This window comes from Nonomuraea glycinis (assembly GCF_035920485.1).
Taxonomy (GTDB): domain Bacteria; phylum Actinomycetota; class Actinomycetes; order Streptosporangiales; family Streptosporangiaceae; genus Nonomuraea; species Nonomuraea glycinis.
In genome coordinates, this window is the sequence record NZ_CP109166.1 from 2533756 (window position 1) to 2548797 (window position 15042).

Annotated in this window: 12 protein-coding genes; 9 read left to right on the top strand and 3 right to left on the bottom strand. The window is 70.9% G+C overall.

Going from position 1 to position 15042, the window contains the following annotated elements; genetic code table 11:
• Nucleotides 1-99: 99 nt before the first annotated feature.
• From OHA68_RS11650 to OHA68_RS11665, 4 genes are all read left to right on the top strand, one after another.
• Nucleotides 100-1326, top strand: coding sequence for an MFS transporter (locus OHA68_RS11650; protein WP_327107650.1), 1227 nt, complete (start codon nt 100-102; stop codon nt 1324-1326).
• 30 nt (nt 1327-1356) lie between these two features.
• Nucleotides 1357-3081 (top strand): HAD-IIB family hydrolase, encoded by a 1725-nt coding sequence (locus tag OHA68_RS11655; protein WP_327107651.1) that lies wholly within the window; start codon nt 1357-1359, stop codon nt 3079-3081.
• Nucleotides 3082-3166: 85 nt separating this feature from the next.
• On the top strand, nt 3167-4180 hold the full coding sequence (locus OHA68_RS11660) for a helix-turn-helix domain-containing protein (protein ID WP_327107652.1): 1014 nt from the start codon (nt 3167-3169) through the stop codon (nt 4178-4180).
• Between the two features lie 121 nt (nt 4181-4301).
• Entirely contained in the window at nt 4302-4787 is a 486-nt protein-coding gene (locus OHA68_RS11665; protein ID WP_327107653.1) for a rhodanese-like domain-containing protein, read from the top strand.
• Between the two features lie 171 nt (nt 4788-4958).
• Here OHA68_RS11665 and OHA68_RS11670 read toward each other — a convergent pair whose 3' ends face one another.
• Together OHA68_RS11670 and OHA68_RS11675 are read right to left on the bottom strand one after the other, a co-directional pair.
• Nucleotides 4959-6056: a sialidase family protein gene (locus OHA68_RS11670; protein WP_327107654.1), complete on the bottom strand. Its 1098-nt coding sequence runs from the start codon at nt 6054-6056 to the stop codon at nt 4959-4961.
• A 146-nt stretch (nt 6057-6202) separates the two neighbouring features.
• Nucleotides 6203-6862 (bottom strand): potassium channel family protein, encoded by a 660-nt coding sequence (locus OHA68_RS11675; protein ID WP_327107655.1) that lies wholly within the window; start codon nt 6860-6862, stop codon nt 6203-6205.
• Between the two features lie 183 nt (nt 6863-7045).
• Here OHA68_RS11675 and OHA68_RS11680 point away from each other — a divergent pair, with 183 nt between their 5' ends.
• Complete coding sequence (locus OHA68_RS11680; protein ID WP_327107656.1) at nt 7046-7918, top strand: sulfotransferase family protein; 873 nt, start codon at nt 7046-7048, stop codon at nt 7916-7918.
• Nucleotides 7915-9075 carry a glycosyltransferase family 4 protein gene (locus OHA68_RS11685; RefSeq protein ID WP_327107657.1) on the top strand — a complete coding sequence of 387 codons (1161 nt, stop codon included), beginning with the start codon at nt 7915-7917 and terminating at the stop codon, nt 9073-9075. The genes OHA68_RS11680 and OHA68_RS11685 overlap by 4 nt, the downstream gene beginning before the upstream one ends.
• Nucleotides 9076-9090: 15 nt before the next feature.
• On the opposite strand, the gene OHA68_RS11690 is transcribed toward OHA68_RS11685, so the two are convergent.
• Nucleotides 9091-10047 (bottom strand): sporulation protein, encoded by a 957-nt coding sequence (locus OHA68_RS11690; RefSeq protein ID WP_327107658.1) that lies wholly within the window; start codon nt 10045-10047, stop codon nt 9091-9093.
• 226 nt (nt 10048-10273) lie between these two features.
• Between OHA68_RS11690 and OHA68_RS11695 the strand changes: the two genes are divergently transcribed.
• From OHA68_RS11695 to OHA68_RS11705, 3 genes are all read left to right on the top strand, one after another.
• A complete protein-coding gene (locus tag OHA68_RS11695) occupies nt 10274-12436 on the top strand; it encodes a transglycosylase domain-containing protein (protein WP_327107659.1) in 2163 nt (720 codons plus the stop codon).
• A gap of 143 nt (nt 12437-12579) precedes the next feature.
• On the top strand, nt 12580-13551 hold the full coding sequence (locus tag OHA68_RS11700; RefSeq protein WP_327107660.1) for a LacI family DNA-binding transcriptional regulator: 972 nt from the start codon (nt 12580-12582) through the stop codon (nt 13549-13551).
• Complete coding sequence (locus tag OHA68_RS11705; RefSeq protein ID WP_327107661.1) at nt 13538-14854, top strand: serine/threonine-protein kinase; 1317 nt, start codon at nt 13538-13540, stop codon at nt 14852-14854. The genes OHA68_RS11700 and OHA68_RS11705 overlap by 14 nt, the downstream gene beginning before the upstream one ends.
• The last annotated feature ends 188 nt before the right edge of the window (nt 14855-15042 follow it).

The window sequence follows — 15042 nt, forward strand, 5'->3', positions numbered from 1 at the left end:
GCGACATTGATGCATCACCAGAGGCCGACGCGGGGCACGCGGGCCTCCGAGGCGACAGGCGCTCGGAGTCCCTGATCCTCCCTTCGGAAGGCCTCACGCATGTCCTCGCTCACCCGTGTCTTCAGCGCGCCCGCGGACCGGCTGGCCGGCACGCTGTACGTCTACACGTTCCTCGATGAGTTCGTCCTGCTCTACCCGGTGTACGCGCTGCTGTTCACCGACACCGGGCTGTCCGTCGCCGAGATCACCTCGCTGTTCGTCATCTGGTCCGTCACCGGCATGGTGCTGGAGGTGCCCTCCGGCGCGTGGGCGGACACCGTCTCCAGGCGGCTGCTGCTCTGCCTGGGTCAGCTGCTCGCCGCGACGGGCTTCGCGCTGTGGGTGATCTTCCCGTCCTACTGGGCCTTCGCCGTCGGCTTCGTGCTCTGGGGCGCGTGCGGCGCGCTCGTCTCGGGCGCCATGGAAGCCCTGGTGTACGAGAGCCTCGACCGGCACGGCCAGGCCGGGCGGTACGCCCAGGTGATGGGCCGGGCCTCGTCGGTCGGGCTGGTCGCGAACGCGCTGGCCATCGCCCTGGCCATCCCGGTCTTCGCCGCCGGCGGCTATCTCGCGGTCGGCGCGGCCAGCGTCCTGGCCTGCCTCCTCTGCTCGGCCACTGCCCTGGCCTTCCGCGAACACCGCGCCACCGCGACCGCCGAGGATGAGCTCGGCTACTGGGCGACCATGAGGGCGGGGCTGGCCGAGGCGCGAGGGGACCGGCGGGTGCTGCGCGCCGTGATCCTGCTCGCCGTCGTGACGGCGATCTGGGGCGCTCTGGAAGAGTACGTCCCCTTCCTCGGCACGGAGGCGGGGGTGGCCGCCACCGGCATTCCAGTGCTGGTGCTCATCGTGTGGATCGGCGCCACCGGCGGCGGGCTGCTGGCGGGGGCCGCGCGACGGCTGACGGAGCGCGGGCTGGCCGTGACGCTGGTGGCGGCCGCGCTGGCCATGGCGGGCGGCGCGCTGAGCGGGCATCCGGCGGGGATCGTGCCGATCGCGGTGGCGTTCGGGCTGTTCCAGATGTCCGGCGTGGTGGCCGACGCCCGGCTGCAGGACGGCATCACGGGCCCGAGCCGCGCCACGGTGACCTCGGTGGCCGGCCTCGGCACGAACGTGGTCACGCTGTTCGTCTACGCCGGGTACGGCACCGTCTCGTCGATGACCGGCCACGGCGTGGGCTTCGCCGTGCTCGCCGCGCCGTACGTGCTCGTCGCGCTCTGGCTGGTTTTGCGACGGCGTGACCAGGTCGATCGTCGAAGGCCCGCACCCGCGAAGAGCGGGACGTGAACCACGACGTTCCTCGGGTACGGGCCGCCCATGAGATATCACGTGCTCGCCTGTGACTACGACGACACGCTGGCCACCCTGGGCCAGGTCGACGAGCACACCGTCAAGACCCTCGAACGAGTCTCCCGCTCGGGCAGGAAGCTGCTCCTCGTCACCGGGCGGGAGCTCGACGACCTGCTGACGGTCTTCCCGCACACCGACCTGTTCGACCTGGTCGTGGCCGAGAACGGCGGGCTGCTCTACGACCCCGGGCAGCGCAGCAGGGACCCGCTCGCCGACGCCCCGCCGGCCGAGCTCGTCGAGCGGCTACGCGCTCAGGGGGCGACCCCGCTCGGCGTCGGCGCCGTCGTGGTCGCCACCCGGGAGCCGTACGACGCGCAGGTGCACGAGGCGATCCGGGAGCTGGGGCTGGAGCTGCAGGTAGTCCGCAACAAGGGCGCCGTGATGGTGCTGCCGCCGGGCGTGAACAAGGCCTCAGGGCTGGCCGCCGCGCTGGTCCGGCTGCAGATGTCCCGCCACAACGTGGTGGCGGTCGGTGACGCGGAGAACGACCACGCCTTCCTCACCGCCGCCGAGTGCGGGGCCGCGGTCGCCAACGCGGTGCCGGCCCTGCGGCGGCAGTGCGACCTGCCGCTGGACCACGACGCGGGCAAGGGGGTCGAGCAGCTCGCCTCGCTGCTGCTGTCGGGTGAGCTCGACGAGGTCGTGGTGGCGCGCCATGACGTGCTGGTCGGTCACGAGAACAAGCAGGGCGACGAGGAGGTGCGGCTCTCGCCGTACGGGACCGGCCTGGTGGTGGCGGGGCCGTCGGGCAGCGGCAAGTCCACGGCCACCACGGCGCTGATCGAGCGACTCGTCGAGGACGACTACCAGTGCGTGGTGATCGACCCGGAGGGCGACTACGCGGAGTTCCCCGACGTGGCCGTGCTCGGCGAGCCGGACCGGCCGCCCAGCGTGGAAGAGGTGCTGCGGCTGCTGGAGTCGCCGGAGCGCAGCGCGGTGGTGAACATGATCGGGCTGCCGCTGCGGGACCGGCCCGCGTTCTTCACCGAGTTGCTGCCCCGGCTGACCGCGCTGCGCGCCAGGCTGGGGCATCCGCACTGGGTCGTGGTGGACGAGGCGCACCATCTGATGCCGGCCGAGCTGCAGGAGGTGCCGATCAAGGACGTGGGCGAGGTCGGCTCGATGCTGATGATCACCGTGCATCCCGAGGCGCTGAGCCCCGCCGCGCTCACCCTGGTGGACAGCGTGATCGCGGTCGGGCCGGAGCCGGGCTCCACGCTGTCGGCCTTCGCCGGCGCGCTCGGCCGCTCGGCTCCGGACATCGAGGGCGACGGCGACGGGATCGTCCTGTGGCGGACCGCCGCGGACACCGCCCAGCGGATGCGGATCGCGCCCGCTCGCCAACAGCGCACCAGGCACCGCCGCAAGTACGCGGCCGGCACCATGTCGAAGGACAAAAGCTTCTACTTCACCGGCCCCGAGGAGCGGCTGCGCCTGCGTGCGCGCAACCTGCACACGTTCGTCGAGCTCGCCGAAGGGGTGGACGACGGCACCTGGACCCACCACCTCAGGCAGGGCGACTACTCCTCTTGGATCCGCGACAAGCTGGGTGACGACGAGTTGGCCGACGAGGTCGCGGCGGTGGAGCGGGATGAGCCGGACGACAGCCTCCGCCAGGTGGCCGAGCTCATCGAGCAGCGCTACACCCTGCCGGCCGAGCCCACCACGTACGACCCCGACCACGACGACTGACTCAGGCGAGCTCCGCCGCCGCGATCCGGCGGAAGGCCGCCCGCGCCCACCATGGCTGGATATTGGTGATGGTTAAGATCCAGCCATGGCGAAGACCCATGTGGTGGCTGTACTGGCCTTCGATGGAATGGCGCCCTTCGAATTGGGCGTGGTGGTGGAGGTCTTCGGCCTGTCCCGGCCCGAGTTCGGAGACCTGCCGTGGTACGAGCTGCGGGTGTGCGCCGAGGAACCCGGCCGGGATCTGCGGGCGGTCGGCGGGTTCACCTTGCGCGCCGAGCACGGGCTCGATGCGCTGACCGCGGCGGACACGGTGATCGTGCCGGGGGTGGCCAAGGCCGGGGCGGAGGTCTCGCCCGCCCTGGTGGAAGCGCTGCTGCGGGCCCACGCGAGGGGGGCGCGCCTGGTATCGATCTGCTCGGGGGCGTTTGCGCTGGCCGCGACCGGCCTGCTGGACGGCCGGGGCGCCACTACCCACTGGCGCTACGCCCGCGCGCTTGCCGAACGGCATCCCGGGATCGAGGTCGACCCCGACGTGCTGTACGTCGACAACGGCGATGTCCTCACCAGCGCGGGCAGCGCGGCCGGTATCGACCTGTGCCTCTACCTGGTCCGGGCCGATCACGGTGCGGCCGTGGCCAACGCGGTGGCGCGGCGCTTCGTCGTTCCGCCGCACCGCGAGGGCGGGCAGGCCCAGTTCATCGAGGCGGCGGTGGGAGAGATCGGCCACGAGGACGACGGCGTCACGCAGAGCATGGACTGGGCGCTGCGTCATCTGCGCACGCCGCTGTCCGTGCCCGCCCTGGCCCGGGCCGCGTGCATGTCGGAACGCTCGTACTTGAGGCACTTCACCCGCCGCAACGGCGTGAGCCCCATGCGCTGGGTCATCGCCCAGCGGGTGGCTGCCAGCCTGCCGCTGCTCGAGTCCGGCGAGGGCACCGTGGACGAGGTCGCCGCCGCGGTCGGCTTCGACAGCACCGGGACGTACCGGCACCACTTCACCCGTCAGATGCGTACGACGCCGACGGCCTACCGCAAGACGTTCACCCGCGTCCCGCATGACGGTCACCCCGTACGACCGGCGCGGCTGGCGGAATCTTGATGACCGGAGGCGTTTGCGCCACTCGTGAGGCGGGCCGGGGAATCAGAGGATGGAGCCATCGCCGACCGGGGAAACCCGGCACGGTCCACCGGACCCCGTCCCGAAGAACATGAGGCACCCCATGTCTGCCACCGCTTCCGCCGAGATCACCGGCGCCGTCCTGAGCGTGCCCGCCGCCGCCCCGGCCGAGGCCGCCGCCCACTACGCCGCCCGCCTCGCCTTCGAGGCGGACGTCTCCGACGTCCACGCCGATCTGGCATCCGGCGCACCCAGCGTTGTGGTGGTCGACACCCGCAGCAATGCCGCCTGGGACCAGGGCCACATCCCCGGCGCCCTGCACATCCCCACCGCACAGATCGCCGACCTGGCACCACAGCTGATCGACCCGGCCCAGACCGTGGTCACCTACTGCTGGGGCCCCGGCTGCAACGGCGCGACCCGCGCGGCGCTGGCCTTCGCCCGACTCGGCTACCAGGTCAAGGAGATGCTCGGCGGCTTCGAGTACTGGGCACGCGAGGGCTACACCTACGACTCCGCCACCGGTGCCGAGCAGCGCCCTGTCGATGACCTGACCGCCCCGCGCTCGGGCATCTCCTGCGCATGCTGAAGGACACCGCACGGCCGGGCGGTGCTCGCCGCGCCGTACGTGCTCGTCGCGCTCTGGCTGGTCCTGCGACCAGCGGGACCGAGCCGCACCCGCACCCTTTCAAGCGAGCCCGACCACGACGACCGGCTCAGGCGAGCTCCGCTTCGGGCGAGCCCGACCACGGTGACCGGCTCAGGCGAGCTCCGCCGCCGCGATCCGGCGAAAGGCGATCGAGGCGTACGGCCCGAAGTCGCCGGTCTCGTACAGCAGCCCGATCGTCCCCGCGTCCACCGCGGTCAGGTCCGAGTAGGCGGCGGGCAGGCCGGAGACCGTGTGCACGGGACGCCAGGTGAGCCCGTCGTCGTCGCTGGCCCGGAGGGTCAGGACGGCGCGGGCGTCCGGGGCGGCGGGGGCCGAGAACAGCAGCGGGCCGGCGGGCTCCCGGTGCAGGAGGCTGCCTTCGACCACCGGGCAGACGAGTCCGGCCTGGGGGCGGAAGGGCAGCTCCAAGGTCTGTCCGCCGTCCAGGGAGTAGGCGTCGGCCCGGGTGCCGGGGGCGGTGGAGTCGGTGCGGGTGTTGAGGTAGAGGCGGCCGTCGGGCAGCTCGGCGGCCGTGGTCTCGTTGACGTTGACGTACCCGTCGGGGTTGTCGTCGACGTAGCCGATCCGCCAGCTCTCGCCGCCGTCGTCGCTGAGCAGCGCGTGGCCGCCGTTGTACTGGCCCTCGGTGCCGTCGTCGCCCTTGGCCGGCGGCAGGGAGTGGTTGGCGGGGACCACGATCCGGCCCGCGTGCGAGCCGTGGCGCAGCTGCAGGGCGTGTCCCGGGGTGGTCGCGTACCAGCGCCAGGCCGGCCGCTTCACGCTCTCGGTGATCTCGCGCGGCGCCGACCAGGTGACCCCGTCGTCGTCGCTGTGCTGGACGTACACCCTGCGGCCGTCGGCCGCGGCCACCTCGCCGCGCCTGATCTTCTTCTCGGTGGCCGCGGGGCCCTGCCGCACCGAGACCAGGATGATCCTGCCGTCGGCGGTCACGACCGGTGCGGGGTTGCCCACGGTGCCCTGGCGTGGCTCCGCGGCGACCACCCGCAGCTCGCCCCAGGTGCCGCCGCCGTCGGTCGAGCGCTTCAGCACCAGGTCGATGTGGCCGGAGTCGCCGGCCGAGCCGTGCCGTCCCTCCGCGAAGGCCAGCACGGTGCCCGCCCGCGTCACCACGACGGCCGGGATGCGGAAGGTGTGATAGCCGTCCGTGCCCGCCCGGTACGGCACCGAGGTGGGATGGCGCTCTGCCATGGGGTCCTCCCGTCGCGGGGCTGCGCTCCGAGGGGCAACCCTAGATCGACGGCTTGGAACGGCGAGTGACGGCGACGCGAACGCCGTACGGCCGACGGATGACGGCGGGCTCAGCCAGGGTAGGCGGCTCAGCCGAGGTCGGCGGGTCAGCTGAGGTCGGCGAAGCGTTCCACCTGGTCGGTGCGGCCCGAGACGAGGATGATGTCGCCGTAGGACAGCTCGGTGTCGGCGGTGGCGTAGGTGAACTCCTCGTTCTCCTTCTTGACCGCCACCACCGTGACGCCGTACTTGCGCCGCAGCCCCGACTCCCCCAGCGGGAGGCCGACGTACTCCTTCGGCGGCCGGGTCTTGATGAGCGCGAAGTTCTCGTCCACCTCCATGTAGTCCAGCAGCCGCCCGCCCACCAGGTGGGCGACGCGCTCCCCCATGTCGTGCTCGGGCAGCACCACGTGATGGGCGCCGACCCGGCTGAGGATGCGCCGGTGCTGCTGGCTGACCGCCTTGGCCCAGATGTCGTCGATCTCCAGCTCCACCAGCAGCGAAGCGGTCAGGATGCTGGCTTCGAGGTCGCCGATCGCCACCACGGCCCGGTAGAACTCGGGCACGCCGAGCTGCTGCAGCGCGTCGAGGTCGGTGGCGTCGGCGGTGGCGAGGTGGGTGATGTTCCCCGCGAGGCCCTGCACGATCTTAGGCCGGTTGTCGATGGCCAGCACCTCGGTGCCGCGCCGGGTGAGCTCGAGAGCCAGTGAACTGCCGAACCGGCCGAGGCCGATCACCACGACCGGGTCATTGCTTCTCTCAGCCAACGATGATCCGCTCCTCAGGTAGGACGTGAGGCTCCACGGGTCTTGCGACGGGCCGTACAGCGACACGATGCACCCGAGGATATCCGCCTCGAAAGCCGCAAAACCGTGACGCCTCCCGCACCCTGCTCCACCTGCCCTGGGCTGCCAGGTAACTACCAGGAACGCTGGGTAGTGTCCCTCGGCATGAGCTGGCAGCGTAAGATCAACAAGGCGCTTGTCAGGTTCACCGGAATCCAGATTCACCGAGTAGGGAACCAGGGGATCGTCAAGGCGTCCGCGCCGACCCCGGCCAAGCCGAGCGACGTCGAGGTCCGGCCACCCGCGGACCCGCGGGCCGACCGGTTGCTGACCGCACCCGTCTTCATCATCTCGCCGGTGCGGTCCGGCTCCACCCTGCTGCGCGCGATACTCAACGCCCATTCGGCACTGCACGCCCCGCACGAGCTTCACGTACGGCGGCTGCGGGTGGACTTCGGCACGAACCTGGCACAGAAGGCGATGGCGGCACTCGGTCACAACCAGGCCGACCTTGAGCATCTTCTCTGGGACCGGGTGCTGCATCGGGAGCTGCACCGCAGCGGCAAGCGGTTCATCGTGGACAAGACGCCCGCCAACGCCTTCGCCCACGAGCGCATCGCCACCTGCTGGCCCGACGCGCGCTTCGTCTTCCTGCTGCGCCACCCCGCCTCCATCGCGACGTCCTGGCACGAGGCGAGCCCCGACAAACGCACCCCGGAGGAGGCCGCGCTGGACGCGCTGCGCTACATGAAGGCCGTACAGCGGGCCAAGGCGGCGCTGCCCGGCCTGACCGTGCGCTACGAAGACCTCAGCGCCGATCCGGAGCGGGTGACCCGCGAGATCTGCGCGTTCCTCGGCCTGGACTGGGAGCCGCAGATGCTCTCGTACGGCGAGCAGACGGTCATCCAGAAGGGCCTGGGCGACTGGCGAGACAAGATCCGTTCGGGCACCGTACAGCCCGGCCGTGAGCTCCCCGACCCGGAGTCGATCCCCGAGTCGCTGAAGCCCATCAGCCGGAGCTGGGGGTATCTGCCGTGAAGATCCGTTACCTGATGCTGCACGCCTACGGCATGGGCGGCACCATCCGTACGGTGATCAACCAGGCCAACGCGATGGCCAGGGCCGGGCACGACGTGGAGATCGTCAGTGTGGTGCGCCGGCGCGGCAAGCCGCAGTTCGCCATCCATCCGAGCGTCCGCCTCAGCACGCTGGTGGACCAGCGCGAGGGCAGGCAGGCCGACTCGCTGCGGCGCAAGGCCTGGCGCAGGGTGCGGGGCAAGATGGTGCCGCGGGGCGAGTTCGCCGCCGACTACTTCACCGAGCGGGTGGAGAAGGCGGTCATGGACTACGTCGCCGGACTGAATGACGGCATCCTGGTCACCACCCGGCCGGCGCTCAACCTGATCTCGGCCCGCCGCGCCGGCAAGGGCGTGATCCGGGTGGCGCAGGAGCACATGAACCTGAACGCCTACCCGGAGACCATCCGCCGGGAGATCGGCCGCTACTACGACCGGTTCGACGCGGTGGCCGTGCTCACCAGGACCAACCAGCTCGAATACCAGGAGCTGCTGCCGAAGTCCAAGATCGTGCCGATTCCCAACGCGGTGCACAAAGTCGATCAGAAGCACTCCAGGCAGGACAACCCGATCGTGGTCGCCGCCGGGCGGCTCGTGCCCCAGAAGGGGTTCGACCTGCTCATCCCGGCCTTCGCCCAGGTGGTGGCGGAGCATCCGGAGTGGCGGCTGCGCATCTTCGGCACCGGCCCCAGGCAGGCCCAGCTGTCCGCGAAGATCGACGAGCTGGGCATGCAGGACCACATCGCGCTGATGGGCCGCACCGAGCACCTCGACGAGGAGCTGGCCGCCTCCTCCGTCTACGTGCTCAGCTCCCGGTTCGAGGGGCTGCCGATGGTGATGATCGAGGCCATGACGCACGCCCTGCCCATCGTCGCCTTCGACTGTCCCACCGGGCCGCGTGACGTGCTGACCGACGGCGTCGACGGGATCCTGGTACCGCCGAGGGATCCCGACGCGCTCGCCGTCGCGCTCAAGGAGGTCGTGTCCGACCGGAGGCGGCGGCTGGAGATGGGCGCCGCGGCCGCCGCGGCCGCCCATGCCTACGCGCCGGACGTCGTGATGCCGATGTGGGAGAACCTGTTCACCGAGCTGCTGCACGGCGAACAGGTCAACGCCTGACGAAGCGGACGGCGGCTACCAGTCGCCGTCCCCGCCCTCGTCGTCGCCCTCGAACACCTCTTCGATGATCTCGCCGGCGACCAGTCCGCCGGCCACGCCCAGGGCGCCGGCCGCGACCATGCCGCCCACCCCGCCCATTCCGCCGCCGCCGTGGTGGTGGTGCTCCTCGTGATGGTGATGCTCGCCGTGATGGCCGCCGTGATGCCCGCCGTGCCCGTGCTGCTCCAGGTTGCGCAGCCAGTCGCCGAGCTCGGCGACCCAGTCCATCCGCAGCGCTTCCTCGTGGCGGACCCGGAACCGGCCGATCGCGTCACTCGATCCGTACCCGGACCGCTTGTCCGCCTCGATGACGATGTCCATCCCGTCGGCGTCGGTGACGAAGGTCAGCTCCGCCTCCTTGATCCGTCCGGGCGGGCCGTAGAACTCGATCTCCTGGTAGAAGGCCAGCTCCTGGCGGACGCCGTAGATCTGGCCCGCCTCCAGGTCCGCCGACTTGAAGGTGAAGCCGAGCGCCAGGAACGCCTCCAGCACCCGCTCCTGCGAGGGCAGCGGCTCGACCGAGATCGGGTCCAGGTCGCCCTTGTCGACGGCCTTGGCGATGGCCAGCTCGGTGCGGACACCCAGCGCCATCCCGGTCAGCGGTTGCCCTTGCACCTCGCTGATCGGCGTCTCCCACGACACGGGGGTCTCGAACGGGATGACCTTGTCCTCGCCCTTGGCGAGCTTGAACGGGCCGGAGACCCGCATCCGGTAGAGCTCGGCCGCGCCGCTGTGCTCGCCCTCCGCGTGCTCCACCTCGGCACGGGCGACCAGCCCCAGCGTCACGTGCTCGATGTCGGCGTCGAACTCGCCGCCCTTCAGTCGCACCTGCCCCGCCAGCGTGCCACCCGGCCGCACCCGCGGCGTGGTGAGGACGGTGTCCACCGAGGGGGCTCCGACGCCGAAGGCGCCCAGCATTCTTTTGAATACCACTGCATATTCTCCGTTCAGGTACGGCTCGCGACCGTACCTGAAACGATCATCAAGTTCCCGGGGTTCCCGGAAACCCGCGGTCGGTGCCGTATCTTGACCGGATCTGGCGTCCTGGTCTGCCGGGTGACGTCCGCCACTGCGGCATTCGCCCCTATACGGAGTCAGCTGAATCGCCGTGCCTATAAGGTTTGAAGCGGTTCTTACGGTGAAAGGGAGGTTCTATCACATGAGCCGTGGTTCGAACATCCTTCGACTGGCGGGAGCGGCCGCCGCCGCGGGCGTGCTGACGGCGGCCATCGCGCTACCGGCGATCGGCGGCGCCGGCGCGATGTTCATCACCGCGTCAGAAGACCTGAACCTCAAGCCCGAGGACCTGAAAGAGCCGCCGCTGGCGGAGAAGACCGAGATCCTGGACGCCAAGGGCAACCAGATCGCCCAGTTCTACGAGGAGTACCGCGAGGTCATCCCGCTGGCCGACGTGTCCGAGGTGATGAAGACGGCCATCATCTCGATCGAGGACTTCCGCTTCTACGAGCACGGCGCCATCGACATCGAGGGCACCATCCGCGCCCTGGCCAAGAACTTCACGGCGGGCGGCGTCGCCCAGGGCGGCTCCAGCATCACCCAGCAGTACGTCAAGCAGGTGCTGTACAACTCCGCGGACACCGAGGAGGAGAAGGCCAAGGCCCTGGAGACCAGCTACGCCCGCAAGCTCAACGAGCTGCGCTACGCGATGGCGATCGAGAAGAAGTACACCAAGGACGAGATCCTTGAGAAGTACCTCAACATCGCCTACTTCGGGGCGGGGGCCAACGGCATCGAGGCCGCGGCCAAGCGGTTCTTCGGCGTGCCCGCGGCCGACCTCAGCCTGGCGCAGGCCGCCACCTTGGCCGGCGCGGTGCAGGACCCCAACAGGACCGACCCCAACCTCGGCAAGGCCCACCAGAAGCGGCTGCTCGAGCGGCGCAACGTGGTGCTCAACCGGATGCTCGAACTCCATAAGATCACGCCGGCGGAGGCCGAAGAGGCCAAGAAGGAGAAGCTGGGCTACAAGGGCACCGCGCTGCCCGGTGGTTGCGGGGCCAGCGACTATCCGTACTACTGCATGTACGTGCGCGCGGAGGTGCTCGGCAACCCGGTCTTCGCCAAGACGAAGAAGCAGCGCGCCCAGCTCCTCAACCGCGGCGGCCTCACGATCAAGACCACGCTCGACCCCAAGATGCAGAGGGCCGCCGAGGCCGCGATCAAGAAGCACGTCTTCGCCTCCGATCACCCGGTCGCCTCCGAGGCCCTGGTGGAGCCCGGCACCGGGCAGATCAAGGCGATGGCCGCCAGCCGCAAGTACGGCAACTCCAAGCGTAAGAACGAGATGTCCTACAACGTGGTGGCCGACGCGGCGCACGGCGGGGGCGTCGGCTTCCAGCCGGGCTCGACGTTCAAGACGTTCACCCTGCTCACCGCCCTCAAGGAGGGCATGAAGGTCAACGACGGCTTCTCGGTGGGGGCCGGCTACCGCGCGCCGTTCTACTCGACCTTCAAGAACTGCAAGGGCGACAACATCGGCGACCCGTCCCACACCGTCACCAACGACGAGGGGTCGGGCGGCTTCAAGACGCTGCAGACGGGCACCTGGGGCTCGGTCAACACCTTCTTCATGAAGCTGGAGGAGCGGGTCGGCCTCTGCGACACCATCAAGACCGCCAAGTCGCTGGGCATCAAGCGCGCCGACGGCCTGGCGCTGCTGGAGTTCTCCACGTTCACGCTCGGCACGAACGAGATGGACCCGGTGACCGTCGCCAACGCCTACGCCGCCATCGCGGCCCGCGGCAAATACTGCGAGCCCATGGTCGTCACCCAGATCACCGACCGCTACGGCAAGGTCAAGAAGTATCAGCCGAAGTGCAAGCAGGTGATGGACAAGGAGGTGGCCGACGCCGCCGCCAACGTGCTGACCGGCGTCTTCACCAAGGGCACGATGCGTGGGGTCGGCGGCATCGGCCGTCCCGTGGCGGGCAAGACCGGCACCTCCGACGCCCAGGCCACGGCCTGGTTCGCCGGGTTCACCCCCGATCTGGCGGGTGCGGTCAGCATCGGCGACCCGCGCGGCTCGCAGAAGTACAAGCTGAACAACGTCACCATCGGCGGCCGCTACTACGGCTCGGTCTTCGGCGCCAGCGTGCCCGGCCCCATCTTCAAGGACACCATGCTGGTGGCCCTGAAGGGAGTCCCGGCGACGCCGTTCCCGCCGATCGACTCGGCTCGCTTCGGCGGCTGCGGTCAGGGCTGCGCGCCCGTGCAGCCGCGGCGTGACGACCGCGCGGAACGCGATGGCCTGCCGGACGTGGGGGACGACGACTTCCGCCTCGCGGATCCGCCCGGCGGCCAGTAGGTCCGAGCATGATCCCCGGTCCTCGCGGCCGGGGATCATCCCCTTACTGGGGGCTAACTACGCGTAAGTGGGCCTGTTAACGACGCGGAAACATTGGTAACGTGGGAGCGCTCCCAAGGATCTCTGTCGCGAGGTGCTGACGCATGTCCGAGCAGCCCACACTTGCACAGGTCGCCGCGGCCGCCGGAGTTTCTCCGGCGACCGCCTCCCGAGTCCTCACCGGCTCGGTGCGGGTCAGCACGTCGACCCGGCGCCAGGTCTACGAAGCGGTCTCGCGGATGGGCTATGTGCGTCAACGGGCACCCAGAGGCTCTGTCTCCAGCGGCACCGCGACCGGAGTCACCGTGGTCGTCTGCGACCAATTGCCGCGATTATTCACTGAACCGTACTACGCCAGACTCCTCGCGGCCACCGGCGCCGTCGTCGCCGAGCACGGCACCCACCTCATGGTGACGACCGTCAGCCCGACCTCCTCCATCCTCCCCGCGCTGTCCGGCGCGGTGCTCCTGGTCGGCGCCAGGGAGCGGCACCCCCTGGCCATCAAGCTGTGCACCTCCGGCATCGCCGTGCGCAACATCGGCCGGCCGCCGCACGACCTCAAGCTCCCGTACACCGACGTGGACAACTACGACGGCGGCCGGCAGGCGGCCGAGCACCTGCTGCTGACCGGCCGCCGGGCCGTGGCCGCCATCGGCGGCCCGCCCTCGCTGCCCGCCGCCCGCGAGCGGCTCGACGGTCTGGTGAGCACGCTGCGCGAGGCGGGCGTCGCCGACGTGCCCGTCGCCTACGGGGACTTCACCGCCGCCTCCGGCACGCATGCCACGCAGTGGCTGCTCCGCCACGCCCCCGGGCTCGACGCGATCTTCGCCGCCTCCGACCTGATGGCCGCGGGCGCGATCCAGGCGCTGCGCCGGGCCGGGCGCAGGGTGCCCGCCGACGTCGCGGTGATCGGCTTCGACGACGCGCCCCTCGCCAGGCGCACCAATCCCGCACTGACCACGGTCCGACAACCCGTCGAGGAGGTCGCCACGATCGCCACCCGGCTGCTCCTGTCCGGTACGACCGGCATCGACCCCATCCTCCCGACGGAACTGATCGTCCGTGACTCGGCATGAACCCGGGGACCTCCTGGCCCGCAGATATCTCCTGCTGGAGCCGCTGGCCGCCGGCGGCATGTCGGTGATCTGGCGGGCCTTCGACCAGTCGTTGCAGCGCACGGTGGCGGTCAAGGTGGTGACCTCGTCCCTGCAGACGGGGCTCGGCGACCGCGCCCGCGCGCGCACCGAGGCGCGCGCCGCCGCCCGGCTCCTCCATCCGGACGCCATCGAGATCTACGACTACGGCGAGGCCGTGACCAGGAACGGCGCCGTCGCGGCCTTCGTCGTGATGCCCCTGCTGGACGGGACGCCGCTGGCCGAGCGCATCGCCGAGGGCCCGCTGCCGTGGCCCGAGGCCGCGAGCATCGGGGTGCGCATGGCCCGGGTCCTGGCCGCCGGGCACGCCCGTGGCCTGGTCCACCGGGACGTCACCGCCGAGAACGTGCTGCTCACGCCCGACGGGCCGAAGCTGCTCGACTTCGGGATCGCGGCTCGGGCCGGCACCCCCGACGACGACCGCGGCACCCCTCCCTACGTCGCCCCGGAGCGGCTCGACGGCGCGGCCACCCATCCGGCCGTCGACGTCTACGCGCTCGGCGTGCTGCTGTTCGCCATGATCACCGGCCGTACGCCATACCCCGAGACCACCTGGGAGCAGCTTGAGGCGGCCCGCCGCACCGCTCCGCCACCGCGCCTGACCGGGGTGCCGCACTCGGTGGCGGCGCTCTGCCAGCGCTGCCTCGCCCACGACCCGGACCGCCGGCCCTCGGCGGCCGCGGCCGCCGACGCGCTCACCGCCGCACTCAAACTCGGCAAGCGCGTACGACGCGGCCTGGCGATAGCCGGGGCCGGGGCCGGCGTGCTCGCCCTGTCCCTCCTGACCTGGCTGGAGTATCCGCCGGGCGAGCTCGGTCCCGTGGTGACGGCGCCCACCCCCTCCGCCGTCCCTTCCGCCGTCCCTTCCGCCCTCCCCTCCGCCGTCCCTTCCGCCGTCCCCTCCGCCGTCCCCGCCGTCACCGCCTCCCACCGGATCACCGAGCGGGTGCAGGTCGAGGTGCACACCGTCCGGCAGGCCGTCGACGGCTTCCACGCGACGCTGGAGCGGCCCGGCGTCTGCGGATCCACCGGCGGCGACGTCGCCCTCGACATCAAGCAGGTGCTGCGCGGCTCCCTGGTGACGCCGGGCAAGGAGGAGTCCGGCCTGGACGGGCTGCGCCGCAAGCTGGCCGACCGGGAACGCGAAGGCAGGCTCGACCCGGCCTGCCGCGACGAGCTGGAGATCCGGCTCACCGAGATCACCGCGGCCCGCCGCCAGCCGTGACCCGCTGACGTGGGAGCGCTCCCACAGCGCTTCCCCATAGTGCTTCCCCACAGCGCCCTCACACAGCGCTCTCACGCTGCGGTGTGAAAGTTTCACGCGACGTTGTCGAGCGTGTCGAGGCGTGCTGTAATGCGGCCACGCGAGTGCTGCCGGGCGGGCGGAGTCGTGGGGGGTTCCACAGTCATGCG